Source organism: Lysinibacillus sp. NPDC097279 (genome assembly GCF_044761745.1).
Lineage (GTDB): Bacteria > Bacillota > Bacilli > Bacillales_A > Planococcaceae > Lysinibacillus.
The window spans coordinates 63,308-88,976 of the sequence record NZ_JBIWDA010000007.1; the positions used below are offsets into that span (position 1 = coordinate 63,308).

Consider the following 25,669-nt stretch of genomic DNA (forward strand, 5'->3'; position numbering starts at 1 on the left):
TTCGAATTTGTCTATAGTCTTTTTTTATTTGAAACTAATATAGGGGATGACTACTGCCGTTGATTTCCGCTACGGGCGGTCGCTTTCCGCGGGAGTCGCCCGCCCTCCTCTCCAATCAACTGGTGTCACCACGCTCTCTCAAAGGAAAAAGTTAAAATACAGTACAATTATTGCCCTTAAGATTATATCTGCTAGTCGTTTGCTTTAATCATCAATTAAATTTAGAGGTCTACTACCGTTGATTTCCGCTACGGGCGGTCGCTTTCCGCGGGCACAACGTAAGCCGCAATCCTCGCTAACGCGTGGTCTGTTGCGTCTTACGTACTGTGCTGTTCCCGCAGGAGTCGCCCGCCCTCCGCTCCAATCAACTAAAAATTGTATGAGTGCCTGACACTTTCCGCTAACACTTTCCGCGGGCACAAGGTAAGCTGCAACCGTCGCTGGCGCGAGGAATGCCCACGTCTTACGTACTGTGTGTACTGTGTGTTCTGAGCAGGAGTCGCCCGTCCACCGCTCCAATCAACTTTATAAGTATTGTTAGCAGCCTACTATCATTATGGCAAACAGCCATAGAGAGGGAATGCGCGAAGAGTCTGGCAAGATGAAAGTAAGACCCCACTTTTTACAATAAAAATGATTTCTATTCTTAATCACTTTTGTCGACAAGCTGAGGTGAAATTGACTATGTTCAATTTCACCTTTCTTTTTTTTCATGTACACGGCAATTTCGTTATGTAGTATTGTCATTTATAAATAGTTATTCAAAATTTTTTCAAATAACCATTTGACTTTCCCCCTTACTAAAGGGTTTATACTTTGGTCAAATAACAAAAATGGAGGATGAAGGATGTTTAAAATAGGTGAGTTTTCTATGCTAAGTAAAGTTCCCGTAAAGACCTTAAGATATTACGACCAAATTCAACTGTTAAAGCCACAAAAAACGGATCAAGATACAGGGTATCGATATTATGCTGCAGAGCAACTTCTTGAAGTAAATCGAATCTTTTTATACAAAGAATTAGGTTTTACCCTAAAGCAAATAGCTCAGCTTCTTCATGAGGAAATTTCTTTAGAACAAATTCAGGGAATGTTTAAGCTAAAAGAAAGTGAAATTCTACAGTTGGTGGAAAAAGAACAAGCAAAATTAAACCGTATTAAAGAACGTATGCAATTAATTGGACGAGAAGGAAGTGCTGAAAGGGAGCAGGAGGTTATTATCAAAGCGGTTGAAAGTGAAAGACTCATTGCTTTCCATTCTTGCGGATCTGTCGAGGAAATTCCCTTACTTTTTCAGACACTCAATCATTTGTTAGAAAAATGTAATCGAGAATGCATAGCTGAACCACAAACTGTATTATGGAAGGAATCAACAGAAAAAGATTTTGATTTCGAAGTAGGGTATTCTGTCAAAGGTCAAATGGCATCTATACCGAAGGAGTTATATATACGTTCTTTACCAGCGGAGACGATGATGGCAACGCTATTATTCCATTCCAAATCAACTTTTGCACAAACGGCTTGTGTTGATTTAGCGACATGGATAGAAGAAAATGGCTATCGAGTAAAGGCAGATCAACCAGGGAGAGAAATTTATTTTCCATTGTCTGAAAATCAAGAGGATAGATTAATCGAAATTCAAATCCCGATTGAACTTTAAATGAATGTTTTACAGCAAAAAACTATTTGTTGTATAAAGGAGAAATGTTGCATTGAAAAATAAAACAGTCATCTATTTGCTTGCCTTAGCAGTCTTTTTAATAGGGACGATAGAATATATTATTACAGGTATTATTCAAATGGTAGCATCTGACTTAAGTATAACTACATCAGTAGCTGGATTATTGGTCACGTCATTTGCACTTTCAGCGGCTATTGGTGCACCTATTATTATTGCCCTCACCATTAATGTGGACCGTAAAAGCATATTATTATTAATGCTTAGCATTTTTATTTTAAGTAATTTTATCACGTTCTTTAGTCATTCTTTTGAAATGATTCTTATAACAAGAATTTTGCAAGGATTAAGTGGTGGAGTTGCTACTGTTGTGGCAATGGCTGTCGCTACTCGCCTTGTTGACAATGAAAAAAGAGGAAGTGCAATCGGCATTATTTTAATGGGTCTAAGTAGCTCTTTAGTTTTAGGTGTACCACTTGGCACATTACTTAGTGAGATGATGGGATGGAAAGCATTATTCGTATTAATCGGTTTAATCACCATTATTCCACTATTCGTTGTTTATAGAAATGTTCCTACTATTAAAGAGCAAGAACCAGTTACGATTGGTATGCAATTATCATTATTAAAAGATAAAAGAATTGTGCTCGCCGTTGCAGTGACATTATTTTATGTCGGTGGCTATTCTACATTATTCACTTATTTAACACCATTTTTACAAGCATCAGCAAATCTCACAATTGCAGAAATTAGTGGCATTTTATTACTTGCAGGAATTTGTAGCTTTATCGGCTCGAGCATTGGTGGGATAGCTGCAGATAAAAAAGGGCCAAAGTTTACAATTTTCACTGGCCTACTAATACAAATACTTACGTTGTTTTTACTGCCATTAATCGGAGGAAATCTAGTGGGAATTATTGCAGTAATAATGGTTTGGATGATAGCTACATGGAGTACTTCTCCTGCCCAACAGCTATATTTAGTTACATTGGTACCTAAATCTCCCGATATTGCTTTAAGTGTGAATACATCATTTATTCAATTTGGATTCGCTTTAGGTTCGGGATTAGGAGGTTTTGTAATAAGTAGCTCTTCGGTAGTAAATCTTAGCGTTGTTAGTGCGAGTACGGTTGTTCTCGCTTTGCTAATGACGTCAATGTTAGTTGCATTTGAACGAACGGCTAGTAGAAAACAGTTGATGGGAAAATGTATGTAATGGTTTACTACTTTTATATAACTTTTGCACCAAAAACAATGCAAGTGACTTAAACAAAAATCAATATTGTTGGATGATTTTACCCTGTAAATGTTAGTAAAAACTAACGTTTGCGGGGTGTTTTTATGGCAGGATTTCCAGTAATAGTGAGGGACGAAACTTATTCACTTGCAATATCGTCTACAACTTGACAGAAGTATGAAAACGGGAGTATTATACATTAGCCGCCGAAAAAAAGCTATAGTGAAGTAATAATTTTCCGAAATTTATACTTATAATCTAATCTAGATTAATTTTAAATAAGTAATAGGTAGGTGCAAAAATGAAAAATCTAGTAAGTAAAAACTTTATAAACAAATTTTTAGGGATTTATATATTAGCTGTTTTAATGTTATGGATTAAAACATATATCACTCAAACAGCACAATTTGATTTAGGTGTAGAAGGAGTACTTCAACAATTCCTTTTATTATTAAATCCGCTAGGTTCAGCAATGCTATTCCTAGGGTTCTCATTTTTATTTAAAGGAAAGAAAAAATATACTTCACTCGTTGTAATTTACACGCTTATGTCTATCCTTTTATATGCAAATGTTGTCTATTACAGATTCTTTAGTGATTTCATTACATTACCGACAATCTTCCAAACACAGAACTTTGGCGATTTAGGTGGTAGTATTCTTTCTTTATTAAAACCTTATGATATTTTGTTCTTTGTCGATGTATTGGTCATGATATTCCTACGTTTCTCAAGAAAAGTAGAAAAAGAAACAACTCGTGTTGAATACAAAAAAGCATTCGCAATTATTGCTTTTGCGTTAGTTGTATCAGTTGTAAATTTAGGTTTAGCGGAATCTAGTCGTCCGCAACTGTTATCTCGTGGTTTTGATAGAAACTATATTGTGAAATATCTAGGAATGTATAACTACACTATTTATGACACAGTAGAAACGATGAAAGCATCTTCAGAGAGAGCATTGGCAGATAGTAGTGATATTACAGAAGTAATTAACTATACAAAATCTAACTATGCCAACCCTAATCCAAAATATTTTGGTGCGGCAAAAGGAATGAACGTTATCTATTTACATTTAGAATCATTCCAAAACTTCCTAATCGACTATAAATTAAATGGTCAAGAAGTTACACCATTTTTAAATTCATTAGCAAAAGATCAAAATACATTGTACTTTGATAATTTCTTCCATCAAACAGGACAAGGTAAAACGTCTGATGCGGAATTTATGTTAGAAAACTCTTTATTCGGTTTACCACAAGGCTCTGCTTATATTACGAAAGCGCAAAATACGTACCAAGCAGCGCCAAGTATTTTAAAAAATTATGGTTATACATCAGCTGTCTTCCACGGTAACAACGGAAGCTTCTGGAACCGAAATGTCATTTATAAATCATTTGGCTTCGACAAGTTTTATGATGCAAGTTATTATGACACAGCCTCTTCAGAAAACATGGCTGAATATGGTTTATTAGATAAACCATTCTTTGAACAATCTCAAAGTCTATTAAGTTCATTGCCACAACCATTTTATACAAAGCTAATTACGGTAGGGAACCACTATCCATATAAAATGAATCAAGACTTAGTAACAATCGATAAAGCTACTACTGGAGATGCAAGTGTAGATAATTATTTCCAAACTGCACGTTATGCAGATGAAGCAATCGAGCAGATGTTCAATCAATTAAAAGAATCTGGCTTATATGATAACTCGATGATTGTTCTTTATGGAGACCATTATGGTATTTCAGATAATCATAATGCAGCGATGGAGCAAGTTATGGGCAAAGATATTACACCATATGAAAGTGCTAATTTACAACGCGTACCATTATTCATCCATGTGCCAGGAATGCAAGGGGAAACAAACCATACTTATGGTGGACAAACAGACCTTCTTCCAACATTATTACACTTACTTGGAATTGATACGCAAAACTATGTTCAATTTGGTTCAGATTTATTATCAGAAGAGCACAATGAAATTGTACCATTTAGAAATGGTGATTTTGTAAGTCCTTCGATTTATTCAATTAATGAAAAGTATTATGATAACAAAACAGGTTTACTATTAGATGATAGTCAATTAGAGTCTGCGAAAGCTATGAAAAAAGAAGTAGACTTTAAATTAGGCTTATCTGATAAAGTAGTGAATGGAGATTTATTGAGATTTTATACACCTACAGGATTCACGCCAGTAGATCCGTCTAAGTTTAACTACAACAAAGATGAGAGTGTAGAATCTAAATAATGACTAGAGGGCAGTTCAAGAAGATGTATTAGATATTAAAGCGTTTATAATAAGACTGCTTTAGAATATCTCCCATCGACTTGAATTGCCCTTTTTACGACGTATGGACACAACAGTATTCCTATTTTAATATTCTCAACACCGTGAAAAGGAGATGGTTTTAAAGTGCAAAATGCATGTCTAATTGGCCATCTGCTTTTATGTATAAAGTTTAAAAATAAAACGAAATGAAAATCTAGTTAAAGAAGAAACTGTGTGAAGATAATTTAAAAAAGCTAGGTTATACTATAATAATGACTTACCTACTTGAACTTAAAACATGGCATAACTGTGTAACAAGTAGAAGCATTATAGGGAGCAGAATAGAATAGTGTCTCCCATTATGAGAGGATTTGAAGGATATGACAGATAATTTTTGGCGGGATTTACCGCGACCATTTTTTGTACTTGCACCAATGGAAGATGTGACAGATGTCGTGTTTCGTCATGTAGTAAGTAAAGCAGGTAGACCAGATGTATTTTTCACAGAGTTTACTAACTCGGATAGCTATTGCCACCCTGAGGGTCAGAAAAGTGTGCGAGGTCGTCTACTTTTCACTGAAGATGAACAGCCAATGGTTGCACATATATGGGGAGACAATCCTGAATATTTCCGTCAAATGAGTATTGGAATGGCAGAGCTAGGCTTCAAAGGCGTAGACATTAACATGGGCTGTCCTGTACCGAATGTGGCAACGAGAGGAAAGGGTAGTGGTCTAATTTTACGCCCAGACGTTGCTGCGGAGCTAATCGAAGCAGCTAAAGCGGGCGGCCTGCCTGTAAGTGTAAAAACAAGATTAGGTTTCACTGAAGTAGATGAGTGGAAAGAATGGCTCACACATATTTTAAAGCAAGATATCGCCAATCTTTCTATCCATCTTCGTACGAGAAAAGAAATGAGCCAAGTAGACGCTCACTGGGAGCTAATTCCAGAAATAAAGAAATTGCGTGATGATATTGCACCTAATACACTTCTAACAATCAATGGGGACATTCCTGACCGTGAAACGGGCATAAAGCTTGTTGAACAATATGGTGTTGATGGGGTTATGATTGGTCGAGGTATTTTTAAAAATCCGTTTGCTTTTGAAAAAGAGCCGAAAGAACATAGTAGTAAGGAATATTTAGATCTTTTAAGATTACAGCTTGATCTTCAAGACAAATATTCGGAGGAGCTACCACGTTCAGTTACAGCACTACATCGCTTCTTCAAAATCTATGTTAAAGGATTCCGCGGAGCGGGCGAATTAAGAAATCAATTGATGAATACAAAGACAACAGATGAAGTACGCGCATTGCTTGATACATTTGAATAAAAAGTGTGCCAGTCACTCAAACAATTTTGAATTGTTTGAGTGACTGGCACCTTTTTATTCTTGACAAAAAAAAATCGAGTTTTTAATATATAATTGATAATGATTATCAATATCAATAAGGAGGTAATTTTAATGCTTTATGCAATAAATAAATCGGGAGTTTTTTTAACATCTTTGTTTATTTTGTTGCTGTCAACAGTATTGTTTGGTTGTACAAAAGCTAATGAGGAGACTACACCTGCAACGGGTGAGAGCGAAGAGGTAAAAAATATACTAACGATGGCTTGGCCAAGAGATGTAGGTGAAATGAATCCACATGTTTATAATCCAACACAATTATTTGCTCAGTCGATGGTTTACGAACCATTAGTAATCTATCAAAGCGGTGGTGAGTTAAAACCGCATCTTGCCGAGTCGTGGGATGTGTCTGAAGATGGAAAAGTTTATACATTTCAACTTCGTAAAGACGTAAAGTTTTCTGATGGATCAGATTTTAATGCAGAAATTGTGAAAAAGAATTTTGATACGATTATGAACAATCTCCAATTACATAGTTGGTTGGGTTTTCTTTCTAAAATAGAGCGTACCGACGTAAAGGACGAAAATACGTTTCAAATAACATTAACCGATCCATATTATCCAACGATTCAAGAATTAGCCGTCGTTCGACCTGTTCGTTTTTTAGCTGAGGCTGGATTCCCTGAAGATTCCGATACTTCAAAAGGTATTGAGCAAGCAATAGGTACTGGCCCTTGGATTTTGGATGAACATAAGGTTGATGAGTATGCAGTGTACAAACGGAACGACAATTATTGGGGTGAAAAGCCAAAAGTGGAGAAAATAATGGTGAAAGTCATTCCTGATACAGAAACAAGGGTACTTGCCTTTGAAAAAGGTGAGGTAGATTTAATTTTCGGTGAAGGGGTTATTAGTTTAGATTCCTTCTTACAATTACAATCGACTGGTAAATATAACACTAGTATTTCAGAGCCAGTTGCAACGAGATTACTCGTAATGAATACAAAGGTAGAGCAACTGTCTGATGAGCGTGTTCGCCAGGCTTTACATTATGGGTTTAATAAAGAATTAATGGTTGAAGGAATTTCCTCAGGTTTAGAAAAAGTAGCAGATCGTATTTTATCAACGAATTTTCCGTATACATCCAACATTGAAGTGAAGTCGATTCAATATGATGTTGAAAAAGCCAAGTCTTTATTAGACGAAGCAGGCTGGATCCTTCCAGAGGGCAAAACAATCCGTGAAAAAGATGGACAACAGCTTGAAGTGGAAATAATGTACAATTCTGCGGAAACGATTCAAAAAGTAATGGCGGAAACACTGCAATCAGAATGGGCTGCCATCGGTGTGAAATTAAATATTGTGCCGTTAGAATTGGCAGAACAAATTCAAAGATTCAAAGATAATAATTTTGCTATTAATTTCTTTAGTAACTATGGTGCTCCTCATGATCCGCATACATTTATTAATATTGTCGCAACAGAAGGCTTTGGCTTTAGTGAAGCAATATCTGCTTATCCGAACAAAGATGAATTGCTTAAACAAATTACAGAAGTTCCTAAAACTACAGATGAAAAAGAGCGTCAACAATTATACGCATCTATATTATCATCTCTACAAGATCAAGGGGCTCTTGTTCCTATTTCATATTTAAGCCAGACAGCGATCTATCAAAAGAACGTCTCTGACTTCACATTCCCTGCTAATCGAGACGAGCACCCATTCACAGGAATTAGCATTAAATAGTGAGCTAGGGGGATTTGATGGGTACTTATATACTTAAACGAATTACGTCGATTATTCCAGTTTTTCTTTTGGCTACTCTTCTTACATCTGGAATGATCCACCTTTCGCCTGTGGATCCTGCTGAGGCGTATTTAGCAGCAGCTCATATTCAACCAACAGATGAAATATTAGCTCAAAAAAGACAAGAATTTGGCTTAGATCAACCATTTTATAAACAGTATATAAACTCTATTATAAAAATAATTCAGCTTGATTTTGGTAACTCATATGTTTCGAAAATGCCTGTTTGGGACGAGGTTACATCTAAAATACCAGCCACTATTCAGCTAGCTCTTGGAAGTTTATTAATAGCGGTGGTGTGCAGTGTTCCACTTGGGTTCTTAGCGGGAGTAAAGAAGAACAGCGTGATTGATTATATTAGTCGCTTACTCTCGTATATGGGAGCATCGATTCCTTCTTTTTGGCTAGGATATATATTGATTTTTTTCTTTTCTGTCAAACTGAATCTATTTCCAGTGGAGGGCATTGGGACATGGCAGCATCTTGTTCTGCCCTCCATTACATTAGCTGTCCCTTTAGTGGCGATGTATACAAGGCTGTTGCGTGCAAGTGTATTAGAAAATTTACAGGAGCCGTATGTACTATTCGCACGGACGAGAGGGATAAAAGAAACAATCATTATGGCAAAGCATGTTTTAAGGATTGCGATTTCTCCAATGATTACTGGATTAGGAATAAATCTTGGGAAACTTCTAACTGGAGCAATTATCGTTGAAACGGTCTTTTCTTGGCCAGGGTTTGGTCGCTATTTTATTGAAGCGATCTTAAATCGTGATATACCGATTATTCAGTGCTATGTGTTAATTGCCGCTTGTTTATTTATTATTAGCAATTTAATCGTAGACCTTATTCAGATGTATATTGACCCCCGTATTTCAAGGAAAGAAGGGCGTCTTCAATGAGAATAAGAATACGTACATTGTTGAAACATCAGAAAGCAATTACTATTTGTTCAATTATGTTAGCTATCCTATTTATTATCGCAATCTTAGCTCCTTGGATAGCACCAAATGATCCTGTTGCGGTTAATTTAGCTTTTAAGCTACAATCTCCATCTTGGCAGTTTCCTTTAGGAACAGATCATTTAGGAAGATGTAACTTGTCACGGATATTATATGGTGCCCGCATTTCATTGGGCTTTGCTATTCTTATTTTTATTTCTTCATTAGTTATTGGTCTAATAGTAGGAACCATTTCAGGTTATAAGGGCGGATGGATCGACTATATGTTGATGAGATTATGTGATGGTATTTTGGCATTTCCCAATCTCATTCTTATTCTTGGCTTAGTGGGCATATTTGGCCCAGGTCTACCACAAGTTATTTTAGCGTTAATGCTTGTGCAATGGGTTTATTACGCTCGCATATTCCGAGGGATGGTCCTTAGTCTGAAGGAGCAGAACTTTATTGCAGCTGCAAAAATTAGTGGCTCCTCGCAACCCAAAATAATTAAAAAGCATATTATTCCTAATGTTTTTCCGCCACTAGTAGTAATTGGTACATTAGAAATTGGCTGGGCTATTATCGACATATCGGCCCTATCCTTTTTAGGCTTTGGGGTACAACCTCCTATACCAGAATGGGGAGCGATGATTCATGAGGGCAAAGCATATATTCGGACAAATCCTGAATTAATGCTGTATCCAGGCTTGAGCATTATGCTTGTAATAATTACTTTTAATGTATTAGGAGAAGCTTTAGCGGAACGTTACGGTATTAAACGAAGATTTTAAAAAGGAATGAGAAGGTTTGGAAGCTGAACAAAGGAAGGTATTAGATGTAAAAAATTTATATGTCAAAATTAAAACCCAAAATGGCGATGCTATCCTCGTTCGAGATATAAATTTTGAATTGAATCGCGGGAGAATACTTGGACTTGTTGGGGAAAGTGGAAGCGGTAAAACAATCACCAGTATGTCTATTCTTCAGCTTTTGGATAAGAAGACAACTACCATTGTTGGTAGCGTTGCACTACAAGGAAGAGAACTGAATGGCTTAAATGAGAAAGAAATGCGAAAAATACGTGGTAAGGATATAGCATTTATTATGCAAAATCCTATGAATGCTTTTACACCTGTTTTTACTATCGGTCACCAGCTAATTGAAACAATACGCTCTCATACACAGTGGAGTAAAAAACAAGCTAGAGAGCTTGCTATTGAGGCTTTGCAGCATGTGAACTTACCTAATCCTGTAAATATTTTAAAACAGTATCCTTTTCAATTAAGTGGCGGTATGCTGCAGAGGGTGATGATTGCTACTGCTGCATGCTTACACCCAGCTGTTATTATTGCAGATGAACCAACAACTGCTCTTGATGTAAACAATCAGAAGAAGGTATTGCATCATTTAGATCAAATTCGTTCTGAATATGGCTCAGCGATTTTATTAATTTCTCATGATTTAGGTGTTATTTCAGAAATGGCCGATGAAGTAGTAGTTATGCAAAACGGCAAAATAGTCGAACAGGCTGATGTGTTCCAATTATTTAATAAGCCACAATCTGACTACACGAAGAGGCTATTAAATGCGCGATCAATTTTTCATTTAGATGAATAAGTTTGGTTCTTGAATGAATAATGATGGACATTTAAGAGGGGTGAAACATGAGTTTATTACAAGTAAAAGATGTGTCACATAGCTATGGATTCGAATTCCGCACCTTTTTCAAGTGGAACAATCGTCCGAAAAAAGTACTTTCTAGTATAACTCTTTCAATTGATGAGGGTATTTGCTTAGGCATGCTCGGGACGAGTGGTGCTGGTAAAAGTACTTTAGGAAAGGTGATTCTTGGTTTGGAACGACCACAATATGGACAAGTACTGTTTCAAGGGTATGATATTTACACAGCAGATAAGCATACTCGTCAAAAAATTCGCCGAAATTTACAAGCTGTTTTTCAAGACTCTTACTCGTCCGTTAACCCTCGAATGACGGCAGAACGTATTATAGCAGAACCGCTAGAAAATTATGAAAAGCTGACAATAGCTGAACAAAGGCGATTGGTTATTGAATTATTGGAAAGGGTAGGGCTTAGTGAAAAGGATTTAAAAAAATATCCACATCAATTTAGCGGTGGCCAATTGCAACGCATTAATATAGCAAGGGCCATTTCACTTAAGCCAAAGCTAATTGTTTTGGACGAATCTGTCAGTAGTCTAGATATGGTGAATCAAACGCTTATTTTAGGGTTGCTTAGAGACCTCAAAAAGGATTTTGGATTATCTTATTTTTTTATTACACATGACATTAAAGCCGCCTGTGCAATTAGTGATACATTAGGCGTATTAGAAAAAGGACAATTAGTTGATTTATATACATCAAAAAAACAATTTTTTAATGCAGATCACCCTGTTGTAAAGGAAATGATAGGCTCTATGCTGCCTGAGCATCCACAATATCGGTGCCAGTCACTAAAACAATTCTAAATTGTTTTAGTGACTGGCACTTTTTCATATATTTTAGTAAAAGCCAATAGGAGTAGATTTTAATGGACAAACAAAATAGCAAATACAGGTGGATTGTATTTGTTGTTGTATTGTTTACGTATTTGTTAATGGCAAGTCAGCGAACGGCTCCTGGATTAATTACAGAACAATTAATGCGGGATTTTCACGTCACAGCATCAACGATTGGCTTGTTAACGAGTATACAATTTTTTGTATATACGAGTTTGCAAATTCCGATGGGAATTTTAGCTGATCGTTATGGCCCGAATTTTTTCTTAATTATTGGTGCGACGCTCACAGGTTTCGGCACAATTATTTATAGTTTTGGTACCCACGAATTTGTCTTATTCTTTTCTAGAATACTTACGGGAATAGGGGATGCGACCATATGGGTTAATATGGTGCTTATTTTAGCTCAATGGTTTTATCGAAAGGAATTTGTTCGGTTAATTGGCATAGCAGGCATGACAGGGAGCCTTGGTTTTTTATTAGCGACAGTTCCTTTCTCCGAATGGATAGATTTACTTGGTTGGAGAGCAGCATTTTTCTCTGCGGGGTTATTATTATGTATATGTGGCTTTATTCTTTATTTTGTACTTGTAAAAAAGCCGAAATTACTTTTTAAGGATGAGCAAGTAATTGTCACAGCAGAGGGGCAACGAGAAAAACCATTTGTTTTAGTGAAAAGAATATTTTCACATCCGCAAGCATGGGCTCTATTTTTTTGTCATTTCGGTGTTGTAGGTGGCTATGTAGGGTTTATTAGCTCATGGGCTGTACCATATGGGACGAATATGTATGACATGACACGTTCGGATGCAAGTCAATTCATTATGGTAGGTCTTATTGGGGCACTTATTGGAGCGCCTTTAACTAGTTGGATATCAAGTAAGGTAGAAACAATAAAAAAGCCATATATAATCGTTCATATTACCGTTTTACTCGGATGGTGTTCGTTCCTACTATTCAAAGGGTATCCTTCCTTGTTTCTGCTCATGCTATTATTTTTTATTATAGGCTTTGGATACGGTGCAAGTGCCCTAACGTTTGCGGCTGTACGACAATCATTCCCATTAAATGAAGCGGGTATCGTTTCAGGGTTTGCGAATACAGGGGGTTTTTTAAGTGCTGTCTTACTACCGATTATTTTCGGATATTTATTGGATTATTTTCAATCTACTACAGGTAATTTAGCTAATGGCTATTACTATGGATTTTTTGCGCCAGTTATTTTCTCCATTATTGGTTTGTTTGGCGTGTTGTTCTTTAAAGAAAAGCGTTGAGAACTAAGACCTCAAAAGGGAAATGTATACCCATTTAGTATAAGTGAAAGATTATAATTTACGTTTATCGGGAAAAATGAAATTAATGTGAATTAAAATAACGCTGTAGTCGGTAAATTTATTATAGTAATAGAGCAGTTTAGTTGAAGAAATAGAAGTAGAAGGGTATTTTAAATAGGTAAACTAAAGTGGTGGAATTTTATCAATTTCATGCATAGCGAAAAAATTTTGTTCCACTTTACGTATGGGAAGGAGCAACAACGTTTTGGGTATAACTAGTATGGTCGGATACGTAATTATAGGTGCATTACTTATTCTTTTATTAGTTTTCGTTATTGTTATGATTAACGGAGCGAAGAAAAGTAAAAAATAAAATTAAGTGCCAGTCACTAAAACAATTTAGAATTGTTTTAGTGACTGGCACTTTTTTAAATTTAGTAACCTTTTGCTCTTTTTTCAGCCATTTCTACTAGTCGTTTTGTGATTTCGCCACCAACTGAACCATTAGCGCGAGAAGAAGCATCTGGCCCAAGTTGTACGCCGAATTCTTGTGCAATTTCATATTTCATTTGATTGACAGCTTCTTGTACGCCAGGTACTTGGAGCTTATTTGAACTTCGATTGTTGTTAGCCATTTTTCTCACCTCCTTGTGCTATTAGAATGGTCGCAAGCATGTTTTTCATACATTTTAAAAGAAGGAAATGTGCAAACTATATACTATAGTTAGGAATAACAGGAAAGCAGCTAAAAATGCAATTTACTCTGTTATAATAAATCCTGGCTCTTAAAATTAAGGATTAGCTAGAAGATCAAGGAGGTTTTGATATGACGAATAATGATATTTTAATTCGTTTACGATATGCGCTAGATATTAAAAATACGGATATGGTGGAAATTTTTAAGCTAGGTGGCATGAAGTTTTCAAAAGAAGATATATTAAACATGCTTATAAAAGTTAAAGATGAAGCAGAAGAGGACATTCCTGAAAATTACATCAAATGTAATAACAAAATGGTAGAGGCATTTCTAAATGGTTTAATTACATTTAAACGTGGTGCCCAACAATCTAAACAAGGGCAACCAGAAGGACCTCCAGCAGTGACAGGAAATGAAAGCCCGAATAATATGCTAATGAAAAAAGTAAAAATTGCAATGGCTTTAACTACCGAGGATATGCTGGATATTTTATATGAAGGTGGCGTGTCCGTATCGAAAGGGGAACTCGGTGCAATTTTAAGAAATCCTAGCCATCGTAACTACAAAGAATGCGGTGATCGATTTGTAAGGAATTTTTTAAAGGGATTAACATATAAATATAGAGACTAAGAAACAAACATTCCATAAATAAAAAATATATTGTAAAAGTACCATTTTTTTCTTTTGTCCATTGCAATATGTGACGAAATTGTGTACACTTGAGTTGACACAAAGTTGTCACAAAAGGGAAAAGAAATGTTCATGAACAGAGGGGTGCTTTTATGATATTTTTTGATCTTATTTTAATTGCTGTTTCTTGCATTAGTATTCCATTAATAGTAGCTATCATGTTAGATATTTTTTATGCAGAACACAAAAAAGTTCGTTTTTCATTACGCCGTACTTCAGTATGGTATATGTTTGTTTTTGCTCTATCCTTTATTCCATCTGTGTTACTCGTAACACAACTTACATGATTTTCTTTAATAAACATTTAGGGGTAAGTGTTTATTACTAGCTGAGCAGCGACACGTTTTATCACGTGTTGCTGCTTTTTTGTATTGTTCAGCTATTTAAATGAAGAATGAAAAGAGAGATAACTGAATAAGATTTCTAATATAAAGTTGTATTTTCCTATCTATTATTCATATTGAAGGTGGAATAATAATGAAAACAGTTTTTCTACTATTGTTAGGTATAATTTATTTGTTTTTAGCAAATGCAATGGAGGCTATGCTCATTAAAAAAACCTATTTTTTAATTGGCATTGCTTTGGTCACAGTCGGGACAATTCGTTATATTAAATGGAAATATCATACTTATAAAATAATGACAGAGCTAAAAAGAGCAAGTGAAGAAGAGTTAAACAATATCCCCCATACACATAGCACAATCGCCAGTAACGGTTTACAGGCGTTATTGCTAAATGAGCATACAAAAACATTATTAGTGGCGATGAAAGAAGATTGGGAAGCGGAGTTGACAAAGAAGGAAGTCCAATTTAATGAAATTTATGAAGTAGCCATAATGGAAGACGGTCATATCATTGCGAGAACAAGTAATGGATTATTTAATGAATCTTTACTAGAGGAAGACCATCGCTCTTTAGGAGATGAAGAGGAAATGGATGATGATGAATTGGAGGAAATAGAGGAGGTTTCACAATTAGCTATAAAGTTGGTAGTAGATAATATTACTGCTCCGATTATTGAATATGCTTTTTTGGAATTGGAGGATGCAATATCTAAAGAAGATGATACGTATCAAGAAGCAATGGAGTTATGTGAACAATGGTTCCAAAAAATCAGTATTATTATAAAGCGCTATGAGCTAGAAAGGGTGCCCATTCGGCGTTGGCAGTAAAAAAAGCTATCCGCAAAAAATCGGATAGCTTTTTACCTGTTATAAAGTAAATTTTTGTAGTTGGGTATTTAGCTCTTCAGCCATTTCTGCAAGCTGATTAGCACTCTTTGTAATTTCATCCATTGTTGCCGCTGTTTCTTCGACAGTTGCAGTTGTTTGCTCTACGCCTGCTGCAGATTCTTGTGAAATAGAAGCCATTTCATCAATAGAGCCATTAATCATTTCGGAGTGTTGAGAAATTTTTGTTAGGTTATTGGAAATGACATTAATATTGTCATTCATATCTTCAACCGCTTGAGAAATTTGATCGAACGTGTTATTTGTTTGATCTAATTGTGCAGTACCTTTTCGTACTTCCTCGTAGCCTGATTGTAGAGAACTTGTTACATTTCCTGTTTCATTTTGAATACGATGAACAATTGTAGAAATATCAGTAACAGAGAATTGTACTTGTTCAGCAAGCTTACGTACCTCATCTGCAACAACTGCAAAGCCTTTGCCATGCTCTCCTGCACGTGCTGCTTCAATTGCAGCATTTAAAGCAAGCAAATTCGTTTGGTTTGAAATCTCATCAATGACTGAAACAAGCTTTGAAATTTCAGCCGACTGTTCGTTTAAGCCTTCAACTTTTTTCACAGAATCTAAAACAATATCATTAATAGTCGCCATTTGTTTTGTTGATTGGACCATTAATTTTTTACCTGACGTTGTTAAATCATGTACATGCCCAGAATGTTCTTTTAACTCCATTCCTTCTTGTGTTGTTTCATGAATGTTGCGTTGGAAAGTTGTCATTGTTTCTGCTAAATCACTTGCTGTGGACGCTTGTGTTTCTGTTCCAGTCGCCAGCTCTTGCATAGTATATGAAATTTGTTCTGTACCTGTTTGAACTTCGTTAGCAGATTGCGCTAATTCTTCACTGCTAGCTGCAACTGTTTCAGAAACATTATGAATAGAGCCAATCGTTTCCTGTAATTTATCATTCAAGTCATTGGCAGAAAGCATTAATTGTCCAATCTCATCTTGATTAGTAACTGAAAACTTATCATGTCGCAAATTTCCATCAGCTAATTCTCTCATACGATTGGAAACAATTTTAACGGGTTTAGAAATGCGACTTGCTGTAAAAATTGCTAAAAGAATGCCTGCAATAATTAGAATGAGACTGACAACAGACCCAATTGATTTATTGTTTGAACTTGTTGTTACGACATCATTGCCGACTTGCGTAATCGAGTCATAGCGTTTATCAGACACTTCTTCATAGCCATCACGAACTTCATTTACAAGTTCATTCATAGCTGTTAAATTTTCTAATGCTAATTGTTTATCGCCCTTTTTATAAACTTCAAAAACTTCACTATTAACACGGTTGCTCCATTCACGTGCCATCACTACTAGTTCTTCACGTTCTGCTGTTTTTTCATATTGCTCCACGATACTGTTATTATCCTCAGCAATTTGACGGTACTTATTAAAAGTATCTATGTATTTTTCATCGCCTGTTACAACATAACTTAAAGCTGCAGATAATCGTACACTAATAGACATAGACAAATTTTTACTTGCTTCTAAAACAACTAAATCTTCCTTCACAAGTACTTTTGCCTGTTTTTCCATGTTCGTGTTCGAAAAATAAGTATAAGTAGTAAAACACACAAATAATACTAATAAAATGATAAATCTACTTAAAATGCGTGCTTTGATTGATTTAAACTGAAATAAAGGGTTCATTTTTTCCATCCTTTAACTTTTTCTATAGAACGAGTCCTATCTTTTTATTTTATTACTATTTCATAAGAAAAGTAGAATTTTTTTGTTGAAAATACTAAATAAGGTTTTTTGGCATAATTAATTTACATTATTATTATATTTTTGTTAGATTGCTAAAGATGTATATCTATTTGCCTATGTTAATGTCATTTTTAGAAAGTGTAAAATTATTAAATTCCTACATCTGTGTAGGCTGTCCATAAGGGAATTTTTAAAAAAAGCAAGCCCTTGTGGAGCTTGCTTCTGCTTCGTATTAATATCTAATGCTAATACTTGTACTTTGTAAATGCATTATTGCTTATTCTTTTTGGCTTGACGTTCCCATTGTAAAAGGGATGGGTATGGATCAAATGCCCATTCTGTTCGGCCATTAAATTTGTATATTCCATAATGAAGATGTGGTGGGAATTTCCCTGAAGTTCCTTCTTTCCCATAGCCAGAGCTACCGACATAACCGAGTATTGTACCTGGCTCTACAACATCCCCAACCTTAATGTCCTTATTATAGCTGCCAAGATGGGCATAATAATGATAAGAATTATGATTATCACGAATCCCAATTCGCCATCCGCCAAATTGGTTCCAACCTTTGATTTCGACTACACCATAGGAAGTGGAAAGTATAGGTGTACCATAGCTAGCAAATATATCTGTACCTTCATGGATACGTCTACCGCCCCAGCCTCTGTTATCGCCCCAAGTACCTCTAAAGCTGTAATTGTAGCGAGTTGGAATTGGGAACGTATGTGCATCTAGCTCAGTTGTTTTGAAATGTTTATACAAAGTAGAAATTGTTACAATTTGATTAACCGCTTCTTCGCTTTTGTAGTATTCCCATAATGCCAATTTGAAGTCCTCGTCGGTAGAACCAAATTTACTTAAATAGCTTGCCATGGAGTAAATAACATCTACATCATCTTTAGGACTGGCGATTCCATCATTATTGCCATCAAGTCCCATCCCACCGAAGTAACTGATTGTTTCGGGTATCGTATCTTCCTTGACAGGATTTAATGCGCCTGACCAATATTCATTAGAAAATTGAATGGCAATGTAGCCATCTCGCTTAGGGATGTCTTTCCGAACAGATTGGAGATTGCGCTCATATTGGTCGATTGCTGCTAAAAAGTGCCATGGAATCAGTAATTCATCGTATTGTACATAATAAGACATACGTTGTTGTAATATTTCTTCATTACTAGGTCCTTCATTTGCCAAAGTAACTGTTGGAAAGAAATAACTCCACACTAGCGTACATGTCAGAAGGAAAATAAAATGACGACTCAAAATTGAACCTCCTTTCTACAGATTAGAATAACCGAAATTTTATATTTCATAAGTCCGCTGTAAATACAGTAATTGGCTTTTTTGTAGCAAGAAAAAAAAAGAAACAATAAGAAGAAACTTAATCAAAGAAAAAGTAATGGGTATCATAATGTCTTTAACTTCATACTATGTTATAAATCAAGCCCTGAATGGAGGGAAGGCTATCAACATTTTAGATAAAGTGAAGAGCTATCGCGAAGAAGAAAATCGACTGAAGTGGGAAGGTACATTTGCAGATTATCTAAGCATTCTGAAGGAAAGACCTGAAGTTGCTCAAACAGCCCATTCTCGCGTCTACAATATGATTAAAAGCGCTGGTGTAGAGGAACGCGATGGGCAAAAAATGTATCAATTTTTCGGGCAAGAAATTTTTGGGCTTGAGTCAGCAATTGAAAGACTGGTGGAGGAATATTTCCATCCAGCAGCGAGAAGATTAGATGTTAGAAAACGTATTTTGTTATTGATGGGGCCAGTAAGTGGAGGAAAATCAACGATTGTGACTTTGTTAAAGCGTGGACTTGAACAGTTCTCGCGTACGGAAGAGGGAGCAGTTTATGCAATTAAAGGATGTCCAATGCATGAAGATCCCCTGCATTTAATTCCACATCATTTACGGAATGACTTTTTTAAAGAGTATGGAATACGAATTGAGGGCAGCTTATCGCCTTTAAATACGATGCGTCTTGAAAAAGAATACGATGGACGTATTGAAAATGTCATCATTGAGCGTATCACTTTTTCAGAAGACAGACGTGTGGGCATAGGAACCTTTACACCTTCTGATCCAAAATCTCAAGATATTGCGGATTTGACAGGTAGCATTGATTTCTCAACAATTGGTGTATTTGGCTCAGAGTCAGACCCTCGTGCTTATCGCTTTGATGGAGAATTAAACAAGGCAAACCGAGGGATGATGGAATTCCAAGAAATGCTGAAACTAGATGAAAAGTTTTTATGGAATTTATTATCACTGACACAGGAAGGGAATTTTAAGGCAGGAAGGTTTGCATTGATTAGCGCGGATGAGCTAATCGTAGCCCATACGAATGAAACAGAATATCGTTCCTTTATTTCAAATAAAAAGAATGAAGCATTACACTCCCGTATTATTGTCATGCCAATACCTTACAATTTAAAAGTGAGCCAAGAAGAATTGATTTATGAAAAGATGATTAATGAAAGTGATATGTCACATGTGCATATTGCGCCGCATGCATTGAAGGCCGCAGCAATCTTTTCGGTCCTAACGAGACTGGAAGTTCCGAAAAAACAAGGTGTGGATCTTATAAAAAAAATGCGCTTGTACGACGGAGAAAATGTGGAGGGATTTAATTCCGTTGACTTAGAGGAGCTTAAAAAAGAGTTTCCGAATGAAGGCATGAACGGTATTGATCCACGGTATATTATTAATCGTATTTCTTCAGCTATTATTCGAAAAGAAATTCCATCGATTAATGCATTGGATGTTTTGCGAGCACTGAAGGATGGTCTTGATCAGCATGCTTCGATATCACAGGAAGATCGTGAAAAATATATGAACTATATAGCAGTAGCAAGAAGAGAGTATGATGATATTGCTAAAAATGAAGTGCAAAAAGCGTTTGTTTATTCGTATGAGGAATCTGCAAAAACGTTAATGAATAATTACCTCGATAATGTAGAGGCATTTTGTAATAAAAATAAAATTTTTGACCGCTTGACTGGTGAAGAAATGAATCCAGATGAAAAATTAATGCGCTCCATTGAAGAACAAATTGGGATTTCTGAAAATGCGAAAAAGGCATTCCGTGAGGAGATATTAATTCGTATTTCGGCTTACGCGAGAAATGGAAAGCGGTTTGACTATAATTCTCATGATAGATTACGAGAAGCGATTCAGAAGAAATTATTTGCTGATTTAAAAGATGTTGTAAAAATTACGACTTCTTCAAAAATGCCTGATGAGTCACAGTTGAAAAAGATTAATGAAGTTGTGGCAAGACTTGTCGATGAACATGGCTATAATACAACGTCAGCAAATGAATTATTACAATATGTAGGAAGCTTACTGAATCGATAGTTTTCATTTTAGTGGCAGCCACAATTATGCACTAGCGTAATTGATAGACGTAATAGGAGTGTCCCAATTTAAGGGCACTCCTTTTATTTCTCTAAAAAAGTTCAATAAAGCGGATTACTAGCATAGTATAGAAAAAGCGAATTTGATAGATGGGTGAGGATAAAAATGACTGAAAACGAAAATAAGGGTTTTGTCATCTCTCAGGAAAATTGGTCCCTCCATCGTAAAGGGCACCAAGACCAGCAACGTCATATGGAAAAGGTTAAAGATGCGATTAAAAATAATTTACCCGATTTAGTCAGTGAGGAAAGTATTGTCATGTCCAATGGTCGTGAGGTAATTAAAATACCGATACGCTCCCTCGATGAATATAAAATTCGATACAACTATGATAATTCTAAGCATGTCGGTCAAGGACAAGGTGATAGTAGTGTAGGGGATGTCGTTGCGCGGGACGGTAGTAAACAGCCAGGCAATGGAAATGGAAAAGAAGCTGGTGACAAGCCTGGTCAAGATTATTATGAAGCAGAAGTAAGTATGGAAGAAATTCAAAGTGTGTTATTTAAAGAGCTGGAGCTTCCTAATTTACAGCAAAAAGAAAAAGCAGATATTAAAACCGAAAAGATTGAATTTAATGATATAAGGAAAAAAGGGCTTATGGGGAATGTGGATAAGAAGCGTACAATATTGAATGCGCTGAAACGCAATGCCATGGAAGGGAAAGCACAAATTACACCAATTCATAATGATGATTTACGTTTTAAAACATGGGATGAAGTGGAGAAGCCTGAATCAAAGGCAGTCGTTCTTGCAATGATGGATACGAGTGGTTCAATGGGTGCCTTTGAAAAATATTGCGCTAGAAGCTTCTTCTTTTGGATGACGAGATTTTTACGTTCGAAATATGAAACAGTTGAAATTGAATTCATTGCACATCATACAGAGGCTAAAGTAGTCACAGAGGAAGAGTTTTTCACAAAAGGGGAAAGTGGAGGAACGATTTGTTCTTCAGCTTATATTAAAGCGTTAGAGTTGATTCGTGAGAAGTATAATCCTAGTCGTTACAATATTTATCCTGTGCATTTTTCAGATGGCGAAAACATTTCAATGGATAATGAAAAATGTTTAAAGCTCGTTAATGAATTGATGGACGTATCAAGCATGTTTGGATATGGCGAAGTCAATCAACATAATCGTTTTTCGACATTAATGTATACGTATAAAAAAATTGATGATCCAAAGTTTAGGTACCATATATTAAAGAAAAAAGGCGATGTCTATGATGCCTTAAAAAGTTTTTTCCAAAAACATGAATTGCAAAATGAAAATTAATATTAGGAAGGTGCGAAGCATTCATTTTTCCAGAGGAGGAGGTTGAAAAATGGAGAAGGAGCTTCACCGTGCGATTGATGAAATAACAGAAATTGCAACAGGGTTTGGTTTAGATTTTTTCCCAATGCGTTATGAAATATGTCCTGCAGATATAATTTATACATTTGGCGCATATGGTATGCCTACGCGTTTTTCCCACTGGAGCTTTGGAAAGCAATTTCATAAGATGAAGCTGCAATATGACTTAGGGCTAAGTCAAATATATGAGCTTGTTATTAACTCAAATCCGTGCTATGCATTTTTACTCGATACGAATACACTTACACAAAATAAGCTAATTATTGCGCATGTGTTAGCACACTGTGACTTCTTTAAAAACAATGTACGATTCTCGAATACAAGGCGAGATATGGTAGAGAGTATGACGGCAACAGCAGAACGGATTGCTGGCTATGAAAGGGAATATGGTAAGGAAGAGGTCGAACAGTTTTTAGATGCGATATTAGCTATACAAGAACATATTGATCCTTCTTTATTAAGAACAAAGCTAGCTTCTGAAGAGGAAGAACAGGACGAAGAAATTATTGCTACCAAATCTCCGTATGATGATCTTTGGAGTTTAGATAATAAGGAAAAAGATCAGCGGTCCGTACGTAGAAAAATCAAGCCGTTTCCAATGAAACCTGAAAAAGATTTATTGCTATTTATTGAGGAGCATAGTCGTGAATTAGAGGGATGGCAACGGGATATTTTAACAATGATGCGTGAGGAAATGCTATATTTTTGGCCTCAATTAGAAACGAAAATAATGAATGAAGGCTGGGCATCCTTTTGGCATCAACGAATTATGCGTGAACTGAATTTAACGACAGTGGAGACGATAGAATACGCTAAGTTAAACGCTGGTGTTGTGCAGCCATCCAAAACATCGATCAACCCTTATTATTTAGGCTTGAAAATATTTGAGGATATTGAAAAACGCTATAATAATCCAAGTGAAGAAATGCTAAAACGTGGAGTACTACCAAATAGCGGACGTGAAAAGATGTTTGAGGTGCGAGAAATTGAATCGGATATTTCCTTTATTCGCAACTATTTAACAAAGGATTTAGCAAAGCAAGAGGATCTATATTTGTTCCAGAAAAAGGGTAATGAATATCGTATTACAGACAAAGATCATGAAATGGTTCGTGATCAGCTTGTGTCGATGCGCGTCAATGGAGGGTTCCCATATATTGTTGTGAAAAATGGCGATTATCTCCGAAATGGAGAGTTATATTTAGTGCATGGTTTTGAAGGGATGGAGCTAGATCCTCATTATTTAGAAAATGTATTGCCTTATATTTATCAATTATGGGGGCGTCCTGTGCATTTAGAGACATTTGTTGAGGGAAAACCGATGCTCTATTCGTATGATGGTACAAAAAATTATAAGCGCTCGGTCTAAAGCAAAACTTCTATCAGGTAGGATGAAAATTCCTATAGATAGAAGTTTTACTTTTTTTATTGAGGTAATTTTATTAATTGTTTTCAGTGGGTTCATCTTCAACTGTGTCTTGTAGCTCATCTTCAACATCTAGGTGTTGAGTTGAAGTCGAATGTATATCACTATCGATTACTAAACTATCACGAACTTTTTGCCCCTGCTGTCCACCAGCTTCATCGTTATTATTTCCTGCGATACCACTTCTGCCATTGCCATCCGCAAATTGCGATTTAAGATTTCTTGTTTGGCTATGGTTTAGCGCATTTTGCCCACCTTGGTTAGCATTTGTGCCAACCTCCTTATTGATTTGCCCACCACCTTCAGCTCTTTGTTCAAAACGGTTTTCTGTGTTGCCAATATTAAAGGTAATATTTATGGTAATGTCATTTTTCGCTTGTTTATTAGAATGATTTCTTTCAGGTTCATTAGGATTATGAGAATTTTTGCGGGGATTATAAAAACCTGTCATAGTTTTCACTCCTTTCTTTTAAGTATTATTATTAAAGTATTAATTTCTTAGAAGTTTACTTGTACGTGTAGCCTTATACTTAAAAGGAAATATTAAAGATATTATGGAAAGCTGTAGTTATTCAAAATGAATTTCTGCAAGACATAACGAAAATTTGTTAAAATGAATAAGATTATATGAATATCTATGGAACTGGAACGGTGAATAAACGTTGAAAACATTTAAAAAGGTATATATAGAAATAACAAGTGTATGTAATTTAGCTTGTAGTTTCTGCCCGCCAACTGAGCGTGCAAAAGGGCTTATCAAGGTAGAACAGTTTAACAAAATTCTTGATGAAATACGTCCTCATACTAAATACATTTACTTGCATGTGAAAGGTGAACCACTTTTACATCCACGTATTAATCAGCTACTAGATGCGGCGCATGACAAAGGCTTTAAGGTGAATATTACAACGAATGGTACACTTATAAAAAAGAATCGTGAAAAGCTATTGGGCAAGCCTGCACTCCGACAAATTAATTTTTCGTTACATAGCTTTGATGGTCATGAAGGCTCTGAAAATCGAGAAAAATATTTAGGGGATATTTTAGATTTTGTGCGCGAAGCAAAAGAATTTAACACAATTATTTCGTATCGTCTGTGGAATTTACAGCAGGATCATGTTTCAGATCTAGCTGCTAGAAGAAACCGTGAAACATTAGAAATTTTAGAAAATGAATATCATCTTGATTTTCGCATTGAGGAGAAAGTTCAGCCAGGTAAGGGCGTAAAAATTGCGAACAATGTGTATTTAAACCAAGATCATGAATTTAGATGGCCAAGTTTACTTGCGCCAGAGGATGAAGGAAAAGGCTTTTGTCACGCATTACGCAGCCAAGCTGCCATTCTTGTAGATGGTACAGTTGTGCCATGTTGTCTTGATGGAGAAGGTGTTATTAATTTAGGGAATGTACATGAGCAGTCCTTTAGTGAAATTGTAGAAGGCGAGCGTGCCAATAATTTAGTCGATGGCTTTTCACGACGAGAAGCGGTTGAAGAGCTATGCAAAAAATGCGGCTATCGTCAGAAGTTCGGTATGGAAGGCGAATAGGGTAAAAGAGAAAAGTGTTACTTTGACTGCACTAATCTTGCTGTGACCGTCGATATCCGTTGCGGACGGTCGCTTTCTGCAAAGCATAGAAATAGTATGAGTGACTGGCACACGGTATAGCCCCATGGCATAAGAGTAGTAGTTCCTAAAACGGAAAAATCCACTGCGCTTTCCGCGGGCACACACGTAAGCCGCAACCCTCGCTAACGCGCGGCTTGCTGCGTCTTACGCTGTGTGCGTTCCCGCAGGAGTTTACGTGGATTTTTCCTTTGTTAGTTTAGAATGCAAAGCATCGAAATTGTATGGGTGACTGGCACATCGTATAGCCCCATGGCATAAGAGTAGTAGTTCCTAAAACGGAAAAATCCACTGCGCTTTCCGCGGGCACACACGTAAGCCGCAACCCTCGCTAACGCGCGGCTTGCTGCGTCTTACGCTGTGTGCGTTCCCGCAGGAGTCTACGTGGATTTTTCCTTTGTTAGTTTAGAATGCAAAGCA

Annotated in this window: 21 protein-coding genes; 17 read left to right on the forward strand and 4 right to left on the reverse strand. The window is 36.2% G+C overall.

Annotation, left to right across the window (positions count from 1 at the left end; translation table 11 throughout):
• Positions 1 to 847 precede the first annotated feature (847 nt).
• The 10 genes from ACIQ1H_RS20225 (at position 848) to ACIQ1H_RS20270 (ending at position 13,070) form a co-directional block, all read left to right on the forward strand.
• Positions 848 to 1,657, forward strand: a complete 810-nt coding sequence (locus ACIQ1H_RS20225; RefSeq protein WP_402891398.1) for a MerR family transcriptional regulator — start codon at positions 848 to 850, stop codon at positions 1,655 to 1,657.
• 52 nt (positions 1,658 to 1,709) lie between these two features.
• Positions 1,710 to 2,891 carry an MFS transporter gene (locus ACIQ1H_RS20230; RefSeq protein ID WP_402891401.1) on the forward strand — a complete coding sequence of 394 codons (1,182 nt, stop codon included), beginning with the start codon at positions 1,710 to 1,712 and terminating at the stop codon, positions 2,889 to 2,891.
• A gap of 322 nt (positions 2,892 to 3,213) precedes the next feature.
• Entirely contained in the window at positions 3,214 to 5,160 is a 1,947-nt protein-coding gene (gene ltaS, locus ACIQ1H_RS20235) for a lipoteichoic acid synthase (protein ID WP_402891404.1), read from the forward strand.
• 401 nt (positions 5,161 to 5,561) lie between these two features.
• On the forward strand, positions 5,562 to 6,515 hold the full coding sequence (locus ACIQ1H_RS20240; protein ID WP_402891406.1) for a tRNA dihydrouridine synthase: 954 nt from the start codon (positions 5,562 to 5,564) through the stop codon (positions 6,513 to 6,515).
• A 132-nt stretch (positions 6,516 to 6,647) separates the two neighbouring features.
• Positions 6,648 to 8,279, forward strand: coding sequence for a nickel ABC transporter substrate-binding protein (gene nikA / locus ACIQ1H_RS20245; protein ID WP_402891409.1), 1,632 nt, complete (start codon positions 6,648 to 6,650; stop codon positions 8,277 to 8,279).
• A gap of 17 nt (positions 8,280 to 8,296) precedes the next feature.
• Positions 8,297 to 9,241: a nickel ABC transporter permease subunit NikB gene (gene nikB / locus ACIQ1H_RS20250; RefSeq protein WP_173479622.1), complete on the forward strand. Its 945-nt coding sequence runs from the start codon at positions 8,297 to 8,299 to the stop codon at positions 9,239 to 9,241.
• The gene (gene nikC, locus ACIQ1H_RS20255) at positions 9,238 to 10,071 is read left to right on the forward strand and encodes a nickel ABC transporter permease subunit NikC (RefSeq protein WP_402891413.1); all 834 of its coding nucleotides are present in this window, start codon (positions 9,238 to 9,240) and stop codon (positions 10,069 to 10,071) included. The genes nikB and nikC overlap by 4 nt, the downstream gene beginning before the upstream one ends.
• 16 nt (positions 10,072 to 10,087) lie before the next feature.
• Positions 10,088 to 10,897, forward strand: a complete 810-nt coding sequence (nikD, locus tag ACIQ1H_RS20260) for a nickel import ATP-binding protein NikD (RefSeq protein WP_402891416.1) — start codon at positions 10,088 to 10,090, stop codon at positions 10,895 to 10,897.
• A gap of 47 nt (positions 10,898 to 10,944) precedes the next feature.
• Positions 10,945 to 11,766 carry a nickel import ATP-binding protein NikE gene (gene nikE, locus ACIQ1H_RS20265; protein WP_402891418.1) on the forward strand — a complete coding sequence of 274 codons (822 nt, stop codon included), beginning with the start codon at positions 10,945 to 10,947 and terminating at the stop codon, positions 11,764 to 11,766.
• Between the two features lie 62 nt (positions 11,767 to 11,828).
• Positions 11,829 to 13,070 (forward strand): MFS transporter, encoded by a 1,242-nt coding sequence (locus ACIQ1H_RS20270; RefSeq protein ID WP_402891420.1) that lies wholly within the window; start codon positions 11,829 to 11,831, stop codon positions 13,068 to 13,070.
• 434 nt (positions 13,071 to 13,504) lie between these two features.
• Here the strand turns inward: ACIQ1H_RS20270 and ACIQ1H_RS20275 are convergent, their stop codons facing one another.
• Positions 13,505 to 13,705, reverse strand: a complete 201-nt coding sequence (locus ACIQ1H_RS20275; RefSeq protein WP_173479617.1) for an alpha/beta-type small acid-soluble spore protein — start codon at positions 13,703 to 13,705, stop codon at positions 13,505 to 13,507.
• Positions 13,706 to 13,896: 191 nt separating this feature from the next.
• Here ACIQ1H_RS20275 and ACIQ1H_RS20280 point away from each other — a divergent pair, with 191 nt between their 5' ends.
• The 3 genes from ACIQ1H_RS20280 (at position 13,897) to ACIQ1H_RS20290 (ending at position 15,630) form a co-directional block, all read left to right on the forward strand.
• Positions 13,897 to 14,397 (forward strand): YehS family protein, encoded by a 501-nt coding sequence (locus ACIQ1H_RS20280; protein WP_337980376.1) that lies wholly within the window; start codon positions 13,897 to 13,899, stop codon positions 14,395 to 14,397.
• 152 nt (positions 14,398 to 14,549) lie between these two features.
• A complete protein-coding gene (locus tag ACIQ1H_RS20285; RefSeq protein WP_402891424.1) occupies positions 14,550 to 14,744 on the forward strand; it encodes a hypothetical protein in 195 nt (64 codons plus the stop codon).
• Between the two features lie 190 nt (positions 14,745 to 14,934).
• Positions 14,935 to 15,630 carry a hypothetical protein gene (locus tag ACIQ1H_RS20290; RefSeq protein WP_402891427.1) on the forward strand — a complete coding sequence of 232 codons (696 nt, stop codon included), beginning with the start codon at positions 14,935 to 14,937 and terminating at the stop codon, positions 15,628 to 15,630.
• 39 nt (positions 15,631 to 15,669) lie between these two features.
• Here the strand turns inward: ACIQ1H_RS20290 and ACIQ1H_RS20295 are convergent, their stop codons facing one another.
• Together ACIQ1H_RS20295 and ACIQ1H_RS20300 are read right to left on the reverse strand one after the other, a co-directional pair.
• Positions 15,670 to 17,364, reverse strand: a complete 1,695-nt coding sequence (locus tag ACIQ1H_RS20295) for a methyl-accepting chemotaxis protein (protein WP_402891430.1) — start codon at positions 17,362 to 17,364, stop codon at positions 15,670 to 15,672.
• A gap of 330 nt (positions 17,365 to 17,694) precedes the next feature.
• A complete protein-coding gene (locus ACIQ1H_RS20300; RefSeq protein ID WP_402891433.1) occupies positions 17,695 to 18,690 on the reverse strand; it encodes a M23 family metallopeptidase in 996 nt (331 codons plus the stop codon).
• A gap of 202 nt (positions 18,691 to 18,892) precedes the next feature.
• Between ACIQ1H_RS20300 and ACIQ1H_RS20305 the strand changes: the two genes are divergently transcribed.
• The 3 genes from ACIQ1H_RS20305 (at position 18,893) to ACIQ1H_RS20315 (ending at position 23,567) form a co-directional block, all read left to right on the forward strand.
• Complete coding sequence (locus ACIQ1H_RS20305) at positions 18,893 to 20,788, forward strand: PrkA family serine protein kinase (RefSeq protein ID WP_173479665.1); 1,896 nt, start codon at positions 18,893 to 18,895, stop codon at positions 20,786 to 20,788.
• A gap of 165 nt (positions 20,789 to 20,953) precedes the next feature.
• Positions 20,954 to 22,120 (forward strand): sporulation protein YhbH, encoded by a 1,167-nt coding sequence (yhbH, locus tag ACIQ1H_RS20310; RefSeq protein ID WP_173479611.1) that lies wholly within the window; start codon positions 20,954 to 20,956, stop codon positions 22,118 to 22,120.
• Positions 22,121 to 22,169: 49 nt separating this feature from the next.
• On the forward strand, positions 22,170 to 23,567 hold the full coding sequence (locus ACIQ1H_RS20315) for a SpoVR family protein (RefSeq protein WP_402891438.1): 1,398 nt from the start codon (positions 22,170 to 22,172) through the stop codon (positions 23,565 to 23,567).
• 73 nt (positions 23,568 to 23,640) lie between these two features.
• Here the strand turns inward: ACIQ1H_RS20315 and ACIQ1H_RS20320 are convergent, their stop codons facing one another.
• Positions 23,641 to 24,075: a hypothetical protein gene (locus tag ACIQ1H_RS20320; RefSeq protein WP_402891441.1), complete on the reverse strand. Its 435-nt coding sequence runs from the start codon at positions 24,073 to 24,075 to the stop codon at positions 23,641 to 23,643.
• 211 nt (positions 24,076 to 24,286) lie between these two features.
• Between ACIQ1H_RS20320 and ACIQ1H_RS20325 the strand changes: the two genes are divergently transcribed.
• The gene (locus tag ACIQ1H_RS20325; RefSeq protein ID WP_173479608.1) at positions 24,287 to 25,171 is read left to right on the forward strand and encodes a radical SAM/SPASM domain-containing protein; all 885 of its coding nucleotides are present in this window, start codon (positions 24,287 to 24,289) and stop codon (positions 25,169 to 25,171) included.
• Positions 25,172 to 25,669: the final 498 nt, after the last annotated feature.